The sequence below is a fragment of the Pseudomonas sp. LARHCG127 genome (genome assembly GCF_052871455.1).
Window position 1 is genome coordinate 298,712 of record NZ_JBIXJT010000007.1, and the last position, 18,886, is coordinate 317,597.

The window sequence follows — 18,886 nt, forward strand, 5'->3', positions numbered from 1 at the left end:
CACCCTCCATCCCTGCCTAGTCTTTCACCATCACCCTCTCGGAGATCGCCCATGCAAGGTCCACTGGCATCGCTCAAGGTTCTGGACTTCTCGACGCTGTTGCCCGGCCCGTTCGCCTCGCTGTTGTTGGCGGACTTGGGGGCCGAGGTGTTGCGCGTCGAGTCGCCGACCCGCCAAGACCTGCTGCGGGTGCTGCCGCCCCATGACCAAGGCGTATCGGCCAGCCATGCCTACCTCAACCGCAACAAGCGCAGCCTGGCCCTGGACCTCAAGCAGCCGGAAGCGTTGGAGGTGGTCACGCAGTTGCTGGGGGACTACGACATCCTGCTGGAACAGTTTCGCCCCGGCGTGATGGAGCGGCTGGGCCTGGGCTACGAGACCTTGAAGGCCATTAATCCGCGGCTGATCTACGTGTCGATCACCGGCTACGGCCAGACCGGCCCCTATAAGGACCGTGCCGGTCACGACATCAACTACCTGGCCCTGGCGGGGCTGGCCAGCCACACCGGCCGTGCCGGCAGCGGGCCGTTGCCGCTGGGGATCCAGGCGGCGGACATCGCCGGTGGTTCATTGCACGGCGTGATCGGGCTGCTAGCGGCAGTCATCGCCCGTCAGCAGACCGGGCAGGGCCAGCACCTGGACGTGAGCATGACCGACTGCGTGTTCAGCCTCAACGCCATGGCCGGCGCCGGTTACCTGGCCTGTGGCGTGGAACCGGGTTGGGAGAACCAGATGCTCAACGGCGGCAGCTTCTATGATTATTACCGCACCCGTGATGGTCGCTGGATGTCGGTGGGCAGCCTGGAGCCGGCCTTTATGCAGGCGTTGTGCGAGGCTTTGGGGCGGCCGGAATTGGCGGCCACGGGGTTGTCGCCCAAGCCTGAACAGCAACACATCCTCAAGCAGGCGTTGCAGGCCGAGTTCGAGAAACGCGATTTCGCCGAGCTGTGCAGTTTGTTTGCCGGGATCGATGCGTGTGTCGAGCCGGTGTTGAGCCTGGAAGAAGCCGTGCGGCATCCGCAGCTACAGGCTCGGGAACTGGTGACACAGGTGCCCCGTGGGGAGGGTTCAAGTCAGGCGCAGATGGCCTGTCCATTGAAGTTTTCCCAAGGGCTGCCCGAGCCTCGGCATATAGGGGCGAGGCTGGGGGCGCATACGGATCAGGTGTTGGGGGCGTTGGGGTTCAGTGTTGAGCGGATCGAAGCGTTGCGTAAGCGAGGGGTGGTTTTGTAGCGTCTATCAGGCCGCCATCGCGAGCAAGCTCGCTCCCACATTGGATCTTCGGCGTTCACAAAACCCCTGTGGGAGCGAGCTTGCTCGCGAAGGGGCCAGTCCAAGCACTACAAAAAATCGCTATTCGACTCGAGTCTCCCCACTGAACACCAAGGTACCGCGACAGCTGCGGCACAAATACCGCCGCCCCTGGCGCACCAGGCTGTGGCGCTGGGCCGTGAACGGAAAGTCGCTGCCGTCGCAAGGGCATTTATAGATATAGCGGGTCACGCTGCGGCGTTTGATTTCGTAGGTGTGGCAACGGTTGGGCGGCAGTTCGTACACCCCGCGCATGATCAGCTGCCATTCCTCGCCATGGGCTTGGATACGGTCGCCAAACAGTTGGTGGGCGATCAGGTGCGCGACTTCGTGGGCGACGGTCTGCTTGAGGAAGTCCTCGGCATTTTCCCGGTACAACTGAGGATTGAAGCGCAGCAGATTTTCATGCAGGTGCGCGACACCGGCCTTCTGGCCGCGCAATTTGAAGCTGACCACCGGGCGTTTGAAAGGACGTTTGAAAAAGGCTTCGGCTTGTTGGTAACACTCTTCGACGCGGGTATTGAGTTGCTCGAGCATGCTTTACGGGTCTCCAGAAGCCCGAGTATGCCGCAAGCGCCGGCCGTTGCGAATCGTCCAGGTGCCCAATGGTCGTTTCGCACACAGGAAGGCCGCCTTGCGGCGGCCTGTGTCGGCAGATCCTGCTTTTTTATGGGAGGGCGCTACGTCAGTTGGTATAGACCGGGCCGACGCCCAGCCCCCAGACGATCACTGTGAACGCCATGATGGCCACCAGCACCACCAGGCCGACGGCGAGCACCGAGCTGGAAAACAGAAAACCTTCGTCCTGGGGAATGTTCATGAACGTCGGCAAGCCGACGTACAACAGGTAGACCGTGTAGCAGATTGCTGCCGTGCCAACGATCATCCCCAGCCACATGTGCGGGTAGAGCGCCGCGAGGCCGCCGATGAACAAAGGGGTCGCGGTGTAGGTGGCGAACGCAACGCAACGGGCCAGGCTCGGATTGGCGTCATAGGTGCGCGCCATCCAGTGGATGAAGGCCCCCATGACCGCCACGCCGCCCAACATGGCCAAGTACGACATGATGGTCATCCACAGCGCGCTTTCCTGCGTGAGCATGACCGGTGGACGATTGCCGATGACCCATCCCACCTGCGTGGTGCCGATGAACGCCGAAACCGCGGGAATGGCCGCCAGGATCAGCGTGTGGGTGAGGTACATGTGGCTGATGCTTTCCTCCTGATCGCCACGGATTTCTTTCCATTCTTGATCAGGGTGGGTAAAGAGCCCCACGACATGATGGATCATAGTCAGTCACTCCTTTGTTATTGCCATCGCCCCCCAACGGAGCGCCTACGGGCCAAGTGGCCGGGTAAGTGAAGGTCTGTAAGTGTGTGCGACCTTATGCCGCAGTATAGAAAGGAGTTACCCCGAGGGGGATGGGGGGCTTAGAGCAAATCGCGCTGTAGCGGGACCGGTTAATCGCGGCTTGATCTGTATGCACAATTTCGCTGGCGAACAGATTCCCCTGTGGCGAGGGAGCTTGCTCCCGCTGGGTTGCGAAGCGACCCTCTGGGGCCGTCCTGTTGACGTCTGCTTCGCAGCCGAGCGGGAGCAAGCTCCCACGCCACAAGGGCCGTGCCACAGCGGGGATTTTTTGCGTAAAATGCCGGCCTTTCGTCACACCTCACGGATTTCGCGTCATGGGCACTCTTACGGTCAACCAGAACAAACTGCAAAAGCGCCTGCGCCGCCTGGCCGGTGAGGCGGTCGCCGATTTCAACATGATCGAGGACGGCGACAAGGTCATGGTCTGCCTGTCCGGCGGCAAGGACAGCTACACCTTGCTCGACGTGCTGATGCATTTGCAGAAGGTGGCGCCGATCAAGTTCGACATCGTCGCGGTGAACATGGATCAGAAGCAGCCCGGGTTCCCCGAGCACGTGTTGCCGGCCTACCTTGAGTCGCTGGGCGTGGAATACCACATCGTCGAGAAAGACACCTATTCGGTGGTCAAGGAACTGATCCCCGAAGGCAAGACCACCTGTTCGCTGTGCTCACGCCTGCGCCGCGGCACGCTCTACACCTTCGCCGACGAGATTGGTGCGACCAAGATGGCGCTGGGGCACCACCGCGACGACATTGTCGAGACTTTCTTCCTGAACATGTTCTACAACGGTTCGCTCAAGGCCATGCCGCCCAAGCTGCGTGCCGATGACGGGCGCAACGTGGTCATTCGCCCGCTGGCCTATTGCAACGAGAAAGACATCCAGGCCTATTCGGATTTCAAGCAGTTCCCGATCATCCCCTGCAACCTGTGCGGCTCCCAGGAAAACCTGCAACGCCAGGTGGTCAAGGAAATGCTCCAGGAATGGGAACGCAAGACCCCGGGCCGCACCGAGAGCATTTTCCGCGGCTTGCAGAACGTCATTCCGTCGCAACTGGCGGACCGCAACCTGTTCGATTTCACCAACCTGCGCATCGACGAAAACGCCACGCCGCGGTTCGTCAATGTGGTGAACCTCTGACGGTCGCAGCGACGTCTATTCACGGCGCTTGCGAGCGCCGTTTTCATTTTTTAACCCAGGAGAGGGCATGCGCGATTACAAGTGGCTGCACGAGTACTGTCTGAACCGCTTCGGTTCGGCGGCTGAACTGGAAGCCCACCTGCCTGTTCCCAAGACCCCGGCGCAACTGCGCAAGATCAGCGACGACCGCTACCTCTCGACCATGGCGCTGCGAGTGTTCCGCGCCGGGCTCAAGCACAGCCTGGTGGACGCCAAGTGGCCGGCCTTCGAAGAAGTGTTCTTCAAGTTCGACCCGGAAAAAGTCGTGCTGATGAGCGCCGAACACCTGGAGCGGCTGATGCAGGACGCGCGGATCATCCGCCACCTGGGCAAGCTCAAGAGCGTACCGCGCAACGCGCAGTTGATCTTGGACGTGGCCCATGAAAAGGGCAGCTTCGGCGCGCTGGTCGCCGACTGGCCGGTGACCGATATCGTTGGCCTGTGGACCTACCTGAAGAAGCACGGCCATCAATTGGGCGGCCTGTCGGCGCCGCGCTTCTTGCGGATGATGGGCAAGGACACCTTCGTGCCCAGTTATGACGTGGTGGCGGCGCTCAACGCCCAGGACATCATCGAAAAAGTCCCCACCAGCCTGCGGGACCTGGCGACGGTGCAGAATGCCTTCAACCAGTGGCATGAAGAAAGCGGTGGGCGGCCGATGTCGCAGATATCGATGATGCTGGCTTACACAGTGAATCATTGAGACCGCGTCGCGCCAATCGCGAGCAAGCTCGCTCCCACAGGGGATTTTCAGCGTTCAAAAATCCAGTGTGGGAGCGAGCTTGCTTGCGATGGCGGCCTATCAGGCAACGGAGGGTTCGCCTTCGCCAGCCAACCGCCGATTCAACTGAAACCGCCAGCGCACATACAGCAAGGCCGAGCAGAACACGGCCACGCTCGCCGCCATTTCCAGCACGCCGAACAGCTGCCGGTTCGGGTCATAGGCCGCCAATGCGCCCTTGATGAAATACAGGTTCACCACGAAGCACATCCACGAATGTCCACGGGCACTGCCGCTGAGCATGCCGGGTGCAAGTATCAGCAGCGGCACCAGTTCGATCAGCAGAATCACCCAGGGCCGGGCGCCGTGCAGGTCGGCGATCAGCAGGTAATACGCGCTGAGCAACCCCACCAGGCCGAAGAAGCACAGCAGGCTGAGGACGCGGGCCAGGCGTACGCGCGGTTCCAGCCATTGGATCGCAGGCAATATCTTCGGCTTCTTAGCCACGGCCGTTCTCCAGCAACAGGGCGGTTTTCGCCAGGCGCGAACCCAAGGCGCGGCAGAGGGCGACTTCATGCTCGTTCAAGCCACTTTTCCCGTCGGCCCCGGCGTGATGGCTCGGGCCGTAGGGCGTACCACCGCCCTGGGTGTCGATCAGGGCCGACTCGCTGTAGGGCAGGCCGGTGATCAGCATGCCGTGGTGCAGCAGTGGCAACATCATCGACAGCAGGGTGGTTTCCTGGCCGCCATGCAGGCTTGCCGTGGAGGTGAAAACCCCGGCCGGCTTGCCCACCAGCGCGCCGGTCAGCCACAGGTTGCTGGTGCCGTCGAGAAAGTACTTGAGCGGCGCGGCCATGTTGCCGAACCGGGTCGGGCTGCCCAGGGCCAGGCCGGCGCAGTTCTTCAGGTCATCGAGGCTGGCGTAGAGCGGGCCTTGCTCCGGAATGTCCGGGGACACCGCTTCGCACTCGGTGGAAATCGCCGGCACCGTACGCAGCCTGGCCTCCAGCCCGGCCTGCTCGACACCACGGGCGATCTGCCGGGCCATTTCGTTGGTGGAGCCGCTGCGGCTGTAATACAACACCAGGATATACGGCGTGGTCACGGCAGGATCTCCAGGATCTTTTCCGGCGGACGGCCGATCACGGCCTTATCACCGGCTTCCAGGATCGGCCGTTCCATGAGTTTCGGGTGGGCGGCGATGGCGGCGATCAACTGGTCCTGGCTCAGGCTTTCGTCGGCCAGGTTCAAGTCCTTGTATTCGTCCTCGCCGGTGCGCAGCAACTGCCGGGCGCTGATGCCGAGCTTGGCCAGCAGGCGTTCCAGTTGCGCGGCGTCGAGCGGAGTTTCCAGGTAGCGGACCACGGTCGGGTTCAGGCCGCGGGCCTGCAACAGTTCCAGCGCACCGCGGGATTTCGAGCAGCGCGGGTTGTGATAAAGCGTCAGATCGGTCATGAGCGGGTCGCATCTTGCGTAAGGTGGCGGCTATTCTACTGTGCCGCGAAGTCCCTAGCACCTTAGAGAGGCGAAGGGTCGCAGCAGCGTTCACATTCAAACAAGGATTGGCAGATGACAAGGCGATTGACGGCGGCACTGACATTCATGGGCATCCTGTTGCTCGCCGGTTGCGGAAACGACTACGGGGTGGACCAGAACGGCCAGGCTATCGCCTCCCAGCGGCTGGACAAACAATGGCTGGTGCTCAACTACTGGGCGGAGTGGTGCGCGCCGTGCCGCACCGAGATCCCGGAGTTCAATGCCCTGGCCGAACAGCTCAAGGGGCGCAACATCGGCGTATTCGGGGTCAACTTCGACCAGGTGCAGGGCGAAGAACTCAAGAGTGCCAGCGACAAGATGGGGATTCGCTTCACGGTGCTGGCGCGAGACCCGGCCGAGATCTTCGACCTGCCTCGCAGCGAAGGGTTGCCGGTGACCTACATCATCGACAACCAGGGCAAGGTGCGCGAACAGTTGCTGGGAGAGCAGACGGCGGCGGGGGTGATGGCCAAGCTTGAGGCGTTGCAGGCACTCAAGTGATCCCCAACTGACATAGGGCGTTTGGTTATATAGGTTCTTTGTGACAGGGAGCTTTTGTGGCGAGGGAGCTTGCTCCCGCTGGGCCGCGAAGCGGCCCCAGATGTACCTGTCACTTTGATGTGTCAGACAGAATGGAGGGGGCCGCTGCGCAGCCCAGCGGGAGCAAGCTCCCTCGCCACAGGGTCAACCATGTCCCTGCGCAGGCTCAGGCCTCAGCCTTCCTCCAGCCACCACCGCAACGGCTTGCCTTGGGCCGGCCAGAAGCGCATTTGCTCGATGGGCGAGACGTCCCAGCGTTCGACCTTTTCCAAGGCCTGCAAGAAGCGCGTCTCCTGCTCCATCACCGCCGGGGCGCAGAGTTTACGGGTGCTGCCGATCTTGCCGAAGCTCAAGCGGTGGCCTTCCAGTGTGTAAGGCGCGAACCAGTGGTTGCAGCCGCCGTTGCCGTAGGCGCGGCCGTCATCCCCAAGGGTGATGGTCAGGTGGCTGTAGTCCATCAATGGCCGTTCGCCGATCCACTCCAGGATGTAGCTGCGGTTAGGTTGCAACTGCACAGGTTCAGCGGCACACCCCATCAGGCTCATGCCGATCGACGCGGACAGGGCCAAACGTTTCATCAGGCGGCTTCCTGGCATTTCGGGCACAGGTGTTTTTCACCCACGGTGGTCCAGCCCAGCTCGGCGATTCGCGCGGTGGCGGCCGGCTTCTCGGCCTTGACGCCAAGCTTGGCATCGACGGCGAATTCGAAGCTCAGTTCTTTGGCGCAACTATCGCAGTTGACCTGCCAGGTATGGATCGCCAGTTCGCCGAACACCGGGCCGGTGGTCATGGCGGTCCATTGGCCCATGGGCTTGAGCAGGTGCCGCACGGTGTCCACGGTCAGTCGCATGGACAAGTCCTTGCTGCCCTTGAGCGTGACGAGCAACACATCGTTGGCCTGGATCGAACCGCCATTGCCGGTGACCTGGTAGCGACCCGGCGCCAGGGCGCGGACTTCGGTCAAGGTATGCTGCGGGTTCATCAGGGTGTAGCGGAAATCGTGTTCGGCCATGGGTCCTCCAAATAGGCGCGACATGCTAGCACGGGGCATGGGTTGGGATGGTCTCGATGGCGGCATCGGGAGATCGGGCCGACGAAACTCCATCCCCTGTGGGAGCGAGCTCGCTCGCGATAGCGGTGGGCCAGTCAACATGAATACTGACTGATCCGCCGCCATCGCGAGCAAGCTCGCTCCCACAGGGGGTGTGTTGGCTCGGGTTAGCTGTCTACCAGGTTTTGTGGCGTGCCAGCCGCCCAGGCGGCGATGTTGTCCAGGGTGGTCATGGCAATGGCGGCCAACGCCTCGTGGGTCAGGAACGCCTGGTGTGCGGTGACGATCACGTTGGGAAAAGTCAGCAGCCGTGCCAGCACGTCATCCTGCAAAGGCAGGTCTGAGCGGTCCTTGAAAAACAACTGGGCCTCCTCCTCGTACACATCCAGGCCCAGGTAGCCCAACTGGCCGCTTTTCAAGGCCGCGATCAGGGCCGGTGTGTCCACCAGGCCGCCGCGCCCGGTGTTGATCAGCATGGCGCCGCGTTGCATCGCGGCCAGCGTTCGGGCGTTGATCAGGTGTCGGCTCTGTTCGTTCAGTGGGCAGTGCAGGCTGATGATCTGTGCTTGCGCCAGCAATTCGTCCAAGGGCAAATAGCGGGCGCCCAAGGCTTCGACCTGCGGGTTGGGGTAGGGGTCGTAGGCCAGCAACTGGCAGCCGAAACCGGCCATGATCCGTGCGAACGTAGCGCCAATCTGCCCAGTGCCGATCACCCCGACGGTCTTGCCCACCAGGTCGAAGCCGGTCAGCCCATGGAGACTGAAATTGCCGTCCCGGGTGCGGTTGTAGGCGCGGTGCAGGCAACGATTGAGGGCCATGATCAACGCCACGGCATGTTCGGCCACGGCGTGAGGCGAATAGGCCGGGACCCGGACGATGCTCAAGCCCAGGCGCTTGGCGGCGAGCAGGTCGACGTGGTTGTAGCCGGCCGAGCGCAGGGCGATCAGTCGCGTGCCGCCTGCGGCCAGCCGCTCCAGCACCGGGGCGCTGAGGTCATCGTTGATGAAGGCGCACACCACGTCATGCCGTTCGGCCAGGGCCACGGTGTCCAGGTTCAGGCGGGCGGGCTGGAACTGCAACTGAAGGCCGGCGGGTGTCGGGGCCTGGGTGAAACTGTCGCGGTCGTAGGTCTGGCTGCTGAAAAAAATCACGCGCATGGCGGCCTCCTGGCAGAAAAAACAAGCCCGTAGGAGCTGTCGAGTGCAACGAGGCTGCGATCTTTGCGCTGACCATTGAATTGCAAGTGAAAGATCAAAAGATCGCAGCCTCGCTTCGCTCGGCAGCTCCTACAGTCCGGGGTAGGAGCATGGATTTTCAGCGATTCCGGTTCCAAGGATATTGCCCTGGATCAGGCACTGATACGCGCCTCGCTGGCCAGGCGATTGATGGCCCGCTCCAACTCTTCCAAGGCGACGGCGGCCTTGGGGTCCTGTTGCTTGAGCAGGGTTTCGCTGCGCTGGCAGGCCGCACGCAATTGCGGCACGCCGCAGTAGCGGGTGGCGCCGTGCAGGCGGTGGACCCGTTCGATCAAGGCGTTGTGATCGTTGGCCTCGCTGGCCTGGCGGATGGCTTCGCGGTCGGCTTCCAGGGACGCCAGCAGCATCGCCAGCATGTCCGCCGCCAGGTCGGCCTTGCCGGCGGCCAGGCGCAAGCCTTCTTCATGATCGAGCACCAGCAGCTCGCTGGCACCCTGGGCATCGTTGCTGCGCTCCGGCGACTGGTTGCGCAGGGCCAGGCCGGTCCACTTGAGCACCACCTGGGCCAGTTGCCGTTCGCTGATGGGTTTGGTCAGGTAGTCGTCCATACCGCTTTGCAGCAGGGCGCGCTTTTCGTTGGCCATGGCATGGGCGGTGAGGGCGACGATCGGCAGCGGCGTGCAGTGCCGCTCGCTTTCCCACTGGCGGATCGCCTCGGTGCTCTGGCGACCGTCCATGCCAGGCATCTGCACGTCCATCAACACTAGGTCGAAAGTTTCCTTCTGCACGGCCTTGACCGCCGCGTAGCCGCTTTCCACCGCCAGCACCTTGGCGCCCATGTCTTCGAGCAGGGTCTGCACCAGCAACAGGTTGGCCGGGTTGTCGTCCACGCACAGCACTTTCGGGGCGCGGCTGGAAACCGGCTCGCTGGGTTCGCTGCGGGTCGGGCGCGGGTTGACCAGGTCGGACAGCGAACGACGCAACTTGCGGGTGCAGGCCGGCTTGGCCTGCAACTGACTGTGAGGGTTGGGCACCGAGAGGTGGTACAGGGTCTGTTCGGTGGTGGGGCACAGCACGAGCACTTTGCAGCCCAGGTGCTCAAGGTCCCAGATGTGCTGGTTGAGGCGCTCCGGCGGCATGTCGTTGCTGGTGATGCCCAGCACGGCCAGATCGACCGCCTGGTCGGTCTGGTGGGCGACGGTGATGCCGTTGGTCAGGCTCTCCAGGGTGTTGAACGGCGTCACTTGCAGGCCGCAGTCTTCGAGCTGGTGCTGCAGGGCCTGGCGGGCCAGTTCATGATTCTCCAACACCGCCACGCGCCGGCCCAGCAATGGCGGGCCCGGCAGGTCCTCGGCATCGTCACGGGTCTTGGGCAGGCGCAGGCTGATCCAGAACTCCGAACCTTCGCCCGGTGTGCTGTCAACGCCGATCTCGCCACCCATTTGTTCCACCAGGCGCTTGGAAATCACCAGCCCCAGCCCGGTGCCACCCGGTTGCCGCGACAGTGAGTTGTCTGCCTGGCTGAACGCTTGGAACAGTGCCCGCACGTCCTGGCTGGACAGGCCGATGCCGGTGTCCTGGATGCTGATGCGCAACTGCACGCTGTCTTCGTGCTCGTCCTCGAGCATGGCCCGGGCGACGATGGTGCCCTCGCGGGTGAACTTGATGGCGTTGCTCACCAGGTTGGTGAGGATCTGCTTGAGGCGCAGCGGATCGCCCACCAACGACAGTGGCGTGTCCCGGTAGACCAGGCTCACCAGTTCCAACTGCTTGGCGTGAGCTGCGGGGGCGAGGATGGTCAGGGTGTCCTGCAGCAGGTCCCGCAGGTTGAACGGAATGTTGTCGAGCACCAGCTTGCCGGCCTCAATCTTCGAGAAGTCGAGGATCTCGTTGATGATCCCCAGCAGGCTGTCGGCGGATTTCTCGATGGTGCCCAGGTAGTCGAGCTGGCGCGGGGTCAGTTCGCTTTTCTGCAACAGGTGGGTAAAACCAAGGATGCCGTTGAGCGGTGTGCGGATTTCATGGCTCATGTTCGCCAGGAACTCGGATTTGATCCGGCTCGCTTCCAGCGCTTCCTTACGGGCCAGGTCCAGCTCGATGTTTTGGATCTCGATGGTTTCCAGGTTCTGGCGCACGTCTTCGGTGGCCTGGTCGATGCTGTGCTGCAATTCTTCCTGGGCGTTCTGCAAGGTGCTGGCCATGCGGTTGATGCCCGAGGCCAACTCATCCAGCTCCTGGCTGCCCAGTGGTGGCAGGCGCGTTTCCAGGTGGCCGTCCTTGAGTTGCGCCACGGCTTGCTTGATCTGGCTCAGCGGACGGTTGATCGTGCGGCCCATGCGCAAGGCCAGCAGCGCGGTCAGGCACAGGCCGGCGCCGATCAGCAACAGGCTGGCGAACAGGCTGCGATAACCGCGCAGCAACATGCCGCTGTGGGACAACTCCAGCTCGACCCAGCCCAGCAGGCGGTCGGCCTCTTCGGGGATCAGCTCGCCCGCCAGGTTGCGGTGCTTGCCGAATACCGGCAGCAGGTAGCGCGTGGCGTCATTGCCGGTGCGTTGCAGCAACTGCGCACCGTTGCCCTCCGGCGCCCGGTTGAGCATGGTCGGGCCGGCATGGGCCAGCGGCGCGCGGTCAGGGGCGAGGAAGGTCACGGCGCGCACGTCCGCCTGCTCGAGGGACTGGGTGGCGACGCGCTCCAGCAGATCGATGTCCTGGCGGCTCATGGCCGGAGCGACCAGCGGGGCCAACTGTTCGGCGATCATCTCGCCCCGTTGCAGCAACTGGGCATGCAGGTCCGCTTGCTGCATCCAAGTGAAATAGCCGCCCAGGACCAGCGCCATCAGGCTGGTCGGCAACAGGGTCAGCAACAGCACACGGCCTTTGATTCCCAGTTTCTTGAGCACACTTGTCTCCTGCATCCAGCGGTCTGATTGAACTGTGCGCGCATCCGGCGCGCACCACCTGCGCAGTGTAGCGATTTGCGGGCGGGTGATCTTTGGAAAATTCGTGTCCGCTGTGCATCGCCAGGCTCAACCCTGGAAACCCGTTTGATTCTGTTCTACCTCCCGACGCCTGTCTCCTGCCCGCTCACCCTCCCCAGTCACCAGCCACACTTCACTGACACTCAGCAACCGTGCCAATGGCTCCACCCGCTGTCGAGGTATACCCCGCGTGCTCCAGTTCGTCAGGCATTGCGGGCTGATACCGAGCACCTTGGCAAACCCTGAGGGAGAGATGCCGTACTCTTCCAATAGGTTGCGCAAGCGTTGCCCGCAAGCGCGCCGGGTGCTGGGTTGTGGATCCTTTTGTTTCGCGTCGACCATCGTTATTGCTCACATCTACTAATACGTTTAGCGGTACAACTTAGAGAACACGGAGCAAAGCCAGATACTCCTGACTGCTTGGTCATCAATACAAAAGGAAAGAGCCCACAAACAGGCAGGAGGAGTGCTTACAGACGATGCTTACAACAGAATGCATCGGCGATTTGAGCGCTAGGGTCTGTAGGAAAAGGACTGCGTGGTGTACCGAATCGACTCCACGAGCCTGAGCATTCCGCGCGCGCGAGGATCCGGTGGCGAGTGATCAAGCTCCCCCGCAAAGCAGCACACGCCTCGCTTATTCCCATAAGCCATAACCCCCTTACTTTGCGTGATATGGCCTTGCCGGGTTTGCCGGTATGATAGGCGCCCCCGCAGCCCGGATTGCGAATACGCCATGACTTTGCAGTACCCCACCATCGCCGATTGCGTCGGCAACACTCCGCTGGTCCGCTTGCAGCGCTTGCCCGGCGAGACCACCAATACGCTTTTGCTCAAGCTCGAAGGGAACAACCCGGCGGGCTCGGTCAAGGACCGGCCGGCGTTGTCGATGATCACCCGTGGTGAATTGCGCGGGCAGATCCGGCCTGGCGATACGCTGATCGAGGCGACTTCCGGCAATACCGGGATTGCCTTGGCGATGGCGGCGGCGATCAAGGGTTACAAGATGATCCTGATCATGCCCGATAACTCCAGCGCCGAGCGCAAGGCGGCGATGACGGCCTATGGCGCCGAGTTGATCCTGGTGACTCAGGAGGAGGGCATGGAAGGCGCCCGGGACCTGGCCGAGCGCATGCAGGCCGAGGGGCGTGGCAAGGTGTTGGATCAGTTCGCCAACGGCGACAATCCCGAGGCCCACTACACCACCACTGGCCCTGAGATCTGGCGCCAGACCGACGGCACGATCACCCATTTCGTCAGCTCGATGGGCACCACCGGCACCATCATGGGCACCTCGCGCTACCTGAAAGAACAGAATCCGAACGTGCAGATCATCGGCCTGCAGCCGATGGAAGGCTCGGCCATCCCCGGTATTCGTCGCTGGCCCGAAGAGTATCTGCCGAAGATCTACCAGGCCGACCGCGTGGACCGCATCATCGACATGGCCCAGAGCGAAGCCGAGGACGTGACCCGTCGCCTGGCGCGTGAAGAAGGCATCTTCTGCGGCGTGTCTTCGGGCGGTGCCGTGGCGGGGATGCTGCGCCTGTCCAAGGAAGTGGAGCATGCGGTGATCGTCGCGATTATCTGTGACCGTGGCGACCGTTACCTGTCGACCGGCATTTTCGACGCGCCTAACTGATGGCCAAGCAAGAGAGAGGCCTGCGCTTCCAGCCCAGCGGCGGAAGCCGGGCCCCGCAAGTGCCCACCGGTAAAAAGCAGCGCTTGACCATTGAACGCCTGGCCAACGATGGCCGGGGCATTGCGTTTGTCGACGGGCGGACCTGGTTCGTCATCGGTGCCCTGGCCGGTGAAGAGGTCGAGGCGCGGGTGCTCGGTGCCCATGGCAAAGTGGTCGAGGCGCGCACCGAGCGTGTGTTCCTGCCCAGTGAACTGCGCCGACCAGCGCCGTGTGTCCATGCCGGTCGTTGCGGCGGATGCAGCGTCCAGCATTTGCCCCATGACGAACAACTCGCCCTGAAACAGCGCATGCTCGCCGAGCAGTTGTCGCGCGTGGCTGGGGTTGAGCCGCAAGAATGGGCCGCGCCGTTGAGCGGGCCTGAATTCGGTTACCGACGTCGCGCCCGGGTGGCGGTGCGTTGGGACCAGAAAGCGAAAAAGCTCGAAGTGGGTTTCCGCGCCGTCGCAAGCCAGGACATTGTCGCCATCGGTGATTGCCCGGTGCTGGTACAGCCCTTGCAGCCGATCATGAGCCGCCTGCCGGAGATGCTGCGACGCTTGAGCAAACCCCAGGCGCTGGGGCATGTGGAATTGTTCGCCGGTTCGTCCCTCGCGGTATTGCTGCGCCATATGGCGCCGCTGTCGGAGGCCGACCTGACGATCCTCAAGGATTTCTGCGCGTTTCATGAGGCCCAGTTGTGGCTGCACGGTGAAGGTGAGCCGCAACCGGTCGAACCCGGACAGGCGCTGGGGTTTCGCCTGGATGCCTGGGACCTTGAGCTGGCGTACCGGCCCGGGGATTTCATCCAGGTGAACGCCGGCGTCAACGAGGCGATGATCGCCCAAGCGTTGCAATGGTTGGCGCCCCGCCCCGAAGAGCGGGTGCTGGATCTGTTCTGCGGCTTGGGCAACTTTGCCTTGCCGCTGGCCAAGAACGTGCGCCAGGTGGTGGCTGTCGAAGGCGTGCAAACCATGGTGGACCGCGCGGCGGCCAATGCCTTCAGCAACAATTTGAATAACACTGCCTTTTTTCAGGCCGATTTATCCCAGCCTCTGGCGGATGCCGAATGGATCGGCGAAGGCTTTTCTGCGGTACTCTTGGACCCACCCCGTGACGGTGCTTTCGAGGTGGTGCGCAAGCTGTCGTCCCTGGGGGCCAAACGGTTGGTTTATGTCTCGTGCAACCCGGCAACTTTGGCCCGGGATACGGTCGAACTGATCAAGCAGGGCTACCGGTTAAAACGTGCCGGGATTCTCGATATGTTTCCTCAAACGGCGCATGTCGAGGCCATGGCGTTATTTGAAGCGAGCCAGGATGGCTTGTCCGACTGACCCGTTCGTGCCAACCCGCCACAGCCCTGGGCGGAAACACGGACAGCGAAGGTCAGCGAAGTTGACGCATTGAATCTGCGTCGTAGGGAAGGTAAGTAAAGATGGTACAGGTGAGAGCACACCAGCCGATCAACACCGACGGCAGTATCAATCTCGAGGCTTGGCTCGATCATGCGGTCAGCGTCGACATGGCACTGGATCGCGAAGCCTTGAAGGCCGCCTGCGAGTTTGCGCGCGAGGCGGAACAGCAACACAACGCGGCGAAGAACCTCTGGTCCGAAGGCACCTCGAGTTTCCAGACGGGCCTGGAGATCGCCGAAATTCTCGCTGACCTCAAGCTCGACCAGGACTCCCTGGTGGCGGCGGTGCTGTACCGCGGCGTACGCGAAGGGCAGATCCAGCTACCGGTGGTCAGCCAGCGCTTCGGCACCGTGGTGGCCAAGTTGATCGACGGCGTGCTGCGCATGGCGGCCATCAGCGCCAGCCTCAGCCCGCGCCAGTCCATGGTGCTGGGCACCCAGGGCCAGGTGGAAAACCTGCGCAAGATGCTGGTGGCGATGGTCGACGACGTGCGCGTCGCGCTGATCAAGCTGGCCGAACGCACCTGTGCGATCCGCGCCGTGAAGTCCGCCGATGATGAAAAGCGCAATCGCGTCGCCCGGGAGGTGTTCGACATCTATGCGCCCCTGGCCCACCGTCTCGGCATCGGTCACATCAAGTGGGAGCTGGAGGACCTGTCCTTCCGCTACCTGGAACCCGATCAATACAAACAGATCGCCAAGCTGTTGCATGAGCGGCGGCTGGATCGCGAGCGCTTCATCACCGACGTGATGACCCAGTTGCGCGAAGAATTGCAGGCCACCGGCGTCGAAGCCGACATCAGTGGCCGGGCCAAGCACATTTACTCGATCTGGCGAAAAATGCAGCGCAAGGGCCTGGAATTCAGCCAGATCTATGACGTTCGCGCCGTTCGCGTACTGGTCCCGGAAATGCGCGACTGCTACACGGCGCTGGGGATCGTCCACACCTTGTGGCGGCACATTCCGAAGGAGTTCGACGACTACATCGCCAACCCCAAGGAAAACGGCTATCGCTCGCTGCACACCGCGGTGATCGGCCCCGAGGGCAAGGTCCTGGAAGTGCAGATCCGCACCCACGCCATGCACGAGGAAGCCGAGCTGGGCGTCTGCGCCCACTGGAAATACAAGGGCACCGACGTCAAGTCCGGGTCCAACCACTACGAAGAGAAAATCTCCTGGCTGCGCCAGGTGCTCGAATGGCATGAGGAACTGGGCGACATCGGTGGCCTGGCCGAACAGCTGCGCGTCGACATCGAGCCGGACCGGGTCTACATCTTCACCCCCGACGGCCACGCCATCGACCTGCCCAAGGGCGCGACACCGCTGGACTTCGCCTATCGCGTCCACACCGAGATCGGCCACAACTGCCGTGGCGCCAAGATCAACGGGCGGATCGTGCCGCTCAACTACAGTCTGCAGACCGGTGAACAGGTCGAGATCATCACCAGCAAGCACGGTACGCCGAGCCGCGACTGGCTGAACCCGAACCTGGGGTACATCACTACATCCCGGGCGCGGGCGAAAATCGTCCACTGGTTCAAATTGCAGGCCCGCGACCAGAACGTCGCCGCCGGCAAGACCCTGCTCGAGCGTGAACTCGGTCGCCTGGGCCTGCCGCAGGTGGATTTCGACAAGCTGGCCGAAAAAGCCAACATGAAGACCGCCGAGGACATGTTTGCCGCGCTGGGTGCTGGCGATCTGCGCCTGGCGCAGTTGGTCAACCTGGCCCAGCAACTGGTGGAGCCGGAGCGGGGCAACGAGCAATTGGAGCTGATCCCGCGCAAGGCCACCGGCTACAAGCCGGGCAAGCGCGGCGATATCCAGATCCAGGGCGTGGGCAACCTGATGACCCAGATGGCCGGTTGCTGCCAGCCATTGCCGGGGGATGCGATTGTCGGCTACATCACCCAGGGGCGCGGCGTGAGCATTCACCGCCAGGACTGCGCTTCGGTGCTGCAACTGGCCGGTCGCGAGCCGGAGCGAATCATCCAGGTCAGCTGGGGCCCGGTGCCGGTGCTCACCTACCCGGTGGACATCGTCATCCGCGCCTACGACCGATCCGGTCTGCTGCGTGACGTGTCCCAGGTGTTGCTGAACGAGCGGATCAACGTGCTGGCGGTGAACACGCGTTCGAACAAGGAAGACAACACCGCGCTGATGTCCCTGACCATCGAGATTCCGGGGCTGGATGCGCTGGGACGGTTGCTGGGGCGGATCTCCCAGTTGCCGAACATCATCGAGACCCGGCGTAACCGGACGCCGGGCTAAAGGTCAGGCACAGTCCAACAATGTGGGAGCAAGCTTGCTCGCGATTGCGGTTTATCAGGCGCATCAAGGTGATCTGACACACTGCAATCGCGAGCAAGCTCGCTCCCACAGGGTTTTTTGTCATGGGATGAATTGATGTACAGCCTCGAAGACCTGCTCCATCTGATGAATCGCCTGCGGGACCCGCAGTACGGCTGCCCGTGGGACATCAAGCAAACCTACGCCACCATCGTCCCCCATACCCTGGAAGAAGCCTACGAAGTGGCCGACGCGATCGAGCGCGGCGATTTCGATCACTTGCAGGGGGAGTTGGGCGACCTGTTGTTCCAGGTGGTGTACTACAGCCAGTTGGCCCGGGAAGAAAACCGCTTCGAATTCGCCGGCGTGGTCGACAGCATCACCCGCAAGTTGATTCGCCGTCATCCCCATGTGTTTCCTACCGGTGACCTGTATGCGCCCGTGGACATCCCGCGCCTGAACGAAGACCAGGTCAAGCAGCGCTGGGAGGAAATCAAGGCAGAGGAACGGGCTGAGAAGGCCACGGCGCCCGAGCAATTGTCGCTGCTCGACGATGTACCGTCGGCGTTGCCGGCGCTGTCCCGTTCGGCGAAGCTGCAAAAGCGTGCCGGCCAGGTCGGTTTCGATTGGCCGGGGCCCTTGCCGGTGCTCGACAAAGTCCGGGAGGAACTGGATGAAGTGCTCGAAGCCATGGCTGACAACGATCCGGTGGCCATCAGCGACGAGATCGGCGATCTGCTGTTCAGCGTGGTGAACCTGGCGCGCCACCTCAAGGTCGACCCGGAAACCGCGCTGCGCGACGCCAACGGGAAATTCGAGCGACGCTTCCGATTTATCGAACAGGCATTGCGCGACACCCATCGCCCAATGGAAGATTGCACCCTCGAAGAGTTGGACGCCTTGTGGGGCGAAGCCAAACGTCAGGAAAAGAATTTGCCCAGCTGTGGCTGAGGCCGTTGCCTAAGTGAGTAAGCACCATGAGCCTTTCCCTTCGCGACCAGTTGCTCAAAGCAGGGCTGGTCAACCAAAAGCAGGCCAAGCAGGTCGGCAAAGAGAAACAGAAGCAGCAACGCCTGGCCCATAAAGGCCAGATCGAACTGGATGATTCCCAGCAGCGCGCAGCGCAGGAAGCCATGGCCGAAAAGGTCAAGCGCGACCAGGAACTCAACCGGCAGCAGCAGGAAAAGGTCGAGCAGAAGGCCCGGGCCGCGCAGATCAAGCAATTGATCGAGGTCTCGCGCCTGCCGAAGCTGACTACCGAGGACTACTACAACTTCGTCGACGACAAGAAGGTCAAGCGCATCTCGGTCAATACGTTGATGCGCAACAAGTTGAGCAGTGGCTCCCTGGCGATCGTCCACCACGCCGGTGGCTACGAAGTGATCCCGCGCGAGGCCGCCCTGAAAATCCAGGAGCGCGACCCCAAGCGCATTGTCCAGCTCAACACCCAGACCGAAGAAGTGGATGCCGATGATCCGTACGCGGCGTATCAGATTCCTGATGATTTGATGTGGTAAGGCTGAACTGATCGCAAGACCTGTGGAAAACCTGTGGGAGCGAGCCTGCTCGCGAAGGCGGTGTATCAGCCAATATTGTTTGACTGATGTACCGCTTTCGCGAGCAGGCTC

At 62.4% G+C, this 18,886-nt stretch carries 18 protein-coding genes; 9 read left to right on the plus strand and 9 right to left on the minus strand.

The window, feature by feature from the left end; all coding sequences use genetic code 11:
* Positions 1-51 precede the first annotated feature (51 nt).
* Positions 52-1,233 (plus strand): CaiB/BaiF CoA transferase family protein, encoded by a 1,182-nt coding sequence (locus ACIPQ1_RS14745; protein WP_411385397.1) that lies wholly within the window; start codon positions 52-54, stop codon positions 1,231-1,233.
* 120 nt (positions 1,234-1,353) lie between these two features.
* On the opposite strand, the gene ACIPQ1_RS14750 is transcribed toward ACIPQ1_RS14745, so the two are convergent.
* Positions 1,354-1,848, minus strand: coding sequence for a SprT family zinc-dependent metalloprotease (locus tag ACIPQ1_RS14750; RefSeq protein ID WP_250964199.1), 495 nt, complete (start codon positions 1,846-1,848; stop codon positions 1,354-1,356).
* Positions 1,849-1,996: 148 nt separating this feature from the next.
* Positions 1,997-2,599 carry a Yip1 family protein gene (locus ACIPQ1_RS14755; RefSeq protein ID WP_039591896.1) on the minus strand — a complete coding sequence of 201 codons (603 nt, stop codon included), beginning with the start codon at positions 2,597-2,599 and terminating at the stop codon, positions 1,997-1,999.
* A 395-nt stretch (positions 2,600-2,994) separates the two neighbouring features.
* Here ACIPQ1_RS14755 and ttcA point away from each other — a divergent pair, with 395 nt between their 5' ends.
* Both ttcA and ACIPQ1_RS14765 read left to right on the plus strand, forming a co-directional pair.
* The gene (gene ttcA, locus ACIPQ1_RS14760; protein ID WP_003178962.1) at positions 2,995-3,819 is read left to right on the plus strand and encodes a tRNA 2-thiocytidine(32) synthetase TtcA; all 825 of its coding nucleotides are present in this window, start codon (positions 2,995-2,997) and stop codon (positions 3,817-3,819) included.
* A 67-nt stretch (positions 3,820-3,886) separates the two neighbouring features.
* Positions 3,887-4,561 (plus strand): DNA-3-methyladenine glycosylase I, encoded by a 675-nt coding sequence (locus ACIPQ1_RS14765; RefSeq protein WP_411385396.1) that lies wholly within the window; start codon positions 3,887-3,889, stop codon positions 4,559-4,561.
* Between the two features lie 99 nt (positions 4,562-4,660).
* Here the strand turns inward: ACIPQ1_RS14765 and ACIPQ1_RS14770 are convergent, their stop codons facing one another.
* From ACIPQ1_RS14770 to arsC, 3 genes are read right to left on the minus strand one after another with little or no spacing between them, the layout of a single operon-like run.
* Complete coding sequence (locus tag ACIPQ1_RS14770; RefSeq protein ID WP_250964197.1) at positions 4,661-5,086, minus strand: DUF2069 domain-containing protein; 426 nt, start codon at positions 5,084-5,086, stop codon at positions 4,661-4,663.
* Positions 5,079-5,684, minus strand: a complete 606-nt coding sequence (wrbA, locus tag ACIPQ1_RS14775) for an NAD(P)H:quinone oxidoreductase (RefSeq protein ID WP_207965678.1) — start codon at positions 5,682-5,684, stop codon at positions 5,079-5,081. Before wrbA ends, ACIPQ1_RS14770 begins: the two co-directional genes overlap by 8 nt.
* Positions 5,681-6,034, minus strand: coding sequence for an arsenate reductase (glutaredoxin) (gene arsC / locus ACIPQ1_RS14780; protein ID WP_411385395.1), 354 nt, complete (start codon positions 6,032-6,034; stop codon positions 5,681-5,683). The genes wrbA and arsC overlap by 4 nt, the downstream gene beginning before the upstream one ends.
* A 114-nt stretch (positions 6,035-6,148) precedes the next feature.
* On the opposite strand from arsC, the gene ACIPQ1_RS14785 reads away from it, so the two are divergent.
* Positions 6,149-6,616 carry a TlpA family protein disulfide reductase gene (locus tag ACIPQ1_RS14785; protein ID WP_250964195.1) on the plus strand — a complete coding sequence of 156 codons (468 nt, stop codon included), beginning with the start codon at positions 6,149-6,151 and terminating at the stop codon, positions 6,614-6,616.
* Positions 6,617-6,828: 212 nt separating this feature from the next.
* Here the strand turns inward: ACIPQ1_RS14785 and ACIPQ1_RS14790 are convergent, their stop codons facing one another.
* The 4 genes from ACIPQ1_RS14790 to ACIPQ1_RS14805 all read right to left on the minus strand — a co-directional run bounded on the left by ACIPQ1_RS14790 (position 6,829) and on the right by ACIPQ1_RS14805 (position 11,805).
* Entirely contained in the window at positions 6,829-7,233 is a 405-nt protein-coding gene (locus ACIPQ1_RS14790; protein WP_186707027.1) for an META domain-containing protein, read from the minus strand.
* Positions 7,233-7,667, minus strand: coding sequence for a hypothetical protein (locus tag ACIPQ1_RS14795; protein ID WP_003204688.1), 435 nt, complete (start codon positions 7,665-7,667; stop codon positions 7,233-7,235). Before ACIPQ1_RS14795 ends, ACIPQ1_RS14790 begins: the two co-directional genes overlap by 1 nt.
* Before the next feature lie 206 nt (positions 7,668-7,873).
* Positions 7,874-8,863, minus strand: coding sequence for a 2-hydroxyacid dehydrogenase (locus ACIPQ1_RS14800; protein ID WP_411385394.1), 990 nt, complete (start codon positions 8,861-8,863; stop codon positions 7,874-7,876).
* Positions 8,864-9,054: 191 nt separating this feature from the next.
* The gene (locus ACIPQ1_RS14805) at positions 9,055-11,805 is read right to left on the minus strand and encodes a response regulator (protein WP_446534353.1); all 2,751 of its coding nucleotides are present in this window, start codon (positions 11,803-11,805) and stop codon (positions 9,055-9,057) included.
* 814 nt (positions 11,806-12,619) lie between these two features.
* Here ACIPQ1_RS14805 and cysM point away from each other — a divergent pair.
* The 5 genes from cysM (at position 12,620) to ACIPQ1_RS14830 (ending at position 18,775) form a co-directional block, all read left to right on the plus strand.
* Positions 12,620-13,522 (plus strand): cysteine synthase CysM, encoded by a 903-nt coding sequence (gene cysM / locus ACIPQ1_RS14810; protein WP_250964192.1) that lies wholly within the window; start codon positions 12,620-12,622, stop codon positions 13,520-13,522.
* Positions 13,522-14,892, plus strand: coding sequence for a 23S rRNA (uracil(1939)-C(5))-methyltransferase RlmD (rlmD, locus tag ACIPQ1_RS14815; RefSeq protein WP_446534354.1), 1,371 nt, complete (start codon positions 13,522-13,524; stop codon positions 14,890-14,892). Before cysM ends, rlmD begins: the two co-directional genes overlap by 1 nt.
* A gap of 101 nt (positions 14,893-14,993) precedes the next feature.
* Positions 14,994-17,240, plus strand: coding sequence for a GTP diphosphokinase (gene relA / locus ACIPQ1_RS14820; protein WP_014339754.1), 2,247 nt, complete (start codon positions 14,994-14,996; stop codon positions 17,238-17,240).
* Between the two features lie 135 nt (positions 17,241-17,375).
* Entirely contained in the window at positions 17,376-18,209 is an 834-nt protein-coding gene (mazG, locus tag ACIPQ1_RS14825) for a nucleoside triphosphate pyrophosphohydrolase (protein ID WP_411385392.1), read from the plus strand.
* 26 nt (positions 18,210-18,235) lie between these two features.
* Positions 18,236-18,775 (plus strand): DUF2058 domain-containing protein, encoded by a 540-nt coding sequence (locus tag ACIPQ1_RS14830; protein WP_053124301.1) that lies wholly within the window; start codon positions 18,236-18,238, stop codon positions 18,773-18,775.
* Positions 18,776-18,886: the final 111 nt, after the last annotated feature.

What these genes read in the sequence shown, in the direction of transcription:
- ACIPQ1_RS14745 (WP_411385397.1), top strand. Translation starts at nt 52, where the DNA reads ATGCAAGGTCCACTGGCATCGCTCAAGGTTCTGGACTTCTCGACGCTG.
- ACIPQ1_RS14750 (WP_250964199.1), bottom strand. Translation starts at nt 1,848, where the DNA reads ATGCTCGAGCAACTCAATACCCGCGTCGAAGAGTGTTACCAACAAGCC.
- ACIPQ1_RS14755 (WP_039591896.1), bottom strand. Translation starts at nt 2,599, where the DNA reads ATGATCCATCATGTCGTGGGGCTCTTTACCCACCCTGATCAAGAATGG.
- ttcA (WP_003178962.1), top strand. Translation starts at nt 2,995, where the DNA reads ATGGGCACTCTTACGGTCAACCAGAACAAACTGCAAAAGCGCCTGCGC.
- ACIPQ1_RS14765 (WP_411385396.1), top strand. Translation starts at nt 3,887, where the DNA reads ATGCGCGATTACAAGTGGCTGCACGAGTACTGTCTGAACCGCTTCGGT.
- arsC (WP_411385395.1), bottom strand. Translation starts at nt 6,034, where the DNA reads ATGACCGATCTGACGCTTTATCACAACCCGCGCTGCTCGAAATCCCGC.
- ACIPQ1_RS14785 (WP_250964195.1), top strand. Translation starts at nt 6,149, where the DNA reads ATGACAAGGCGATTGACGGCGGCACTGACATTCATGGGCATCCTGTTG.
- ACIPQ1_RS14790 (WP_186707027.1), bottom strand. Translation starts at nt 7,233, where the DNA reads ATGAAACGTTTGGCCCTGTCCGCGTCGATCGGCATGAGCCTGATGGGG.
- ACIPQ1_RS14795 (WP_003204688.1), bottom strand. Translation starts at nt 7,667, where the DNA reads ATGGCCGAACACGATTTCCGCTACACCCTGATGAACCCGCAGCATACC.
- ACIPQ1_RS14800 (WP_411385394.1), bottom strand. Translation starts at nt 8,863, where the DNA reads ATGCGCGTGATTTTTTTCAGCAGCCAGACCTACGACCGCGACAGTTTC.
- cysM (WP_250964192.1), top strand. Translation starts at nt 12,620, where the DNA reads ATGACTTTGCAGTACCCCACCATCGCCGATTGCGTCGGCAACACTCCG.
- rlmD (WP_446534354.1), top strand. Translation starts at nt 13,522, where the DNA reads ATGGCCAAGCAAGAGAGAGGCCTGCGCTTCCAGCCCAGCGGCGGAAGC.
- relA (WP_014339754.1), top strand. Translation starts at nt 14,994, where the DNA reads ATGGTACAGGTGAGAGCACACCAGCCGATCAACACCGACGGCAGTATC.
- mazG (WP_411385392.1), top strand. Translation starts at nt 17,376, where the DNA reads ATGTACAGCCTCGAAGACCTGCTCCATCTGATGAATCGCCTGCGGGAC.
- ACIPQ1_RS14830 (WP_053124301.1), top strand. Translation starts at nt 18,236, where the DNA reads ATGAGCCTTTCCCTTCGCGACCAGTTGCTCAAAGCAGGGCTGGTCAAC.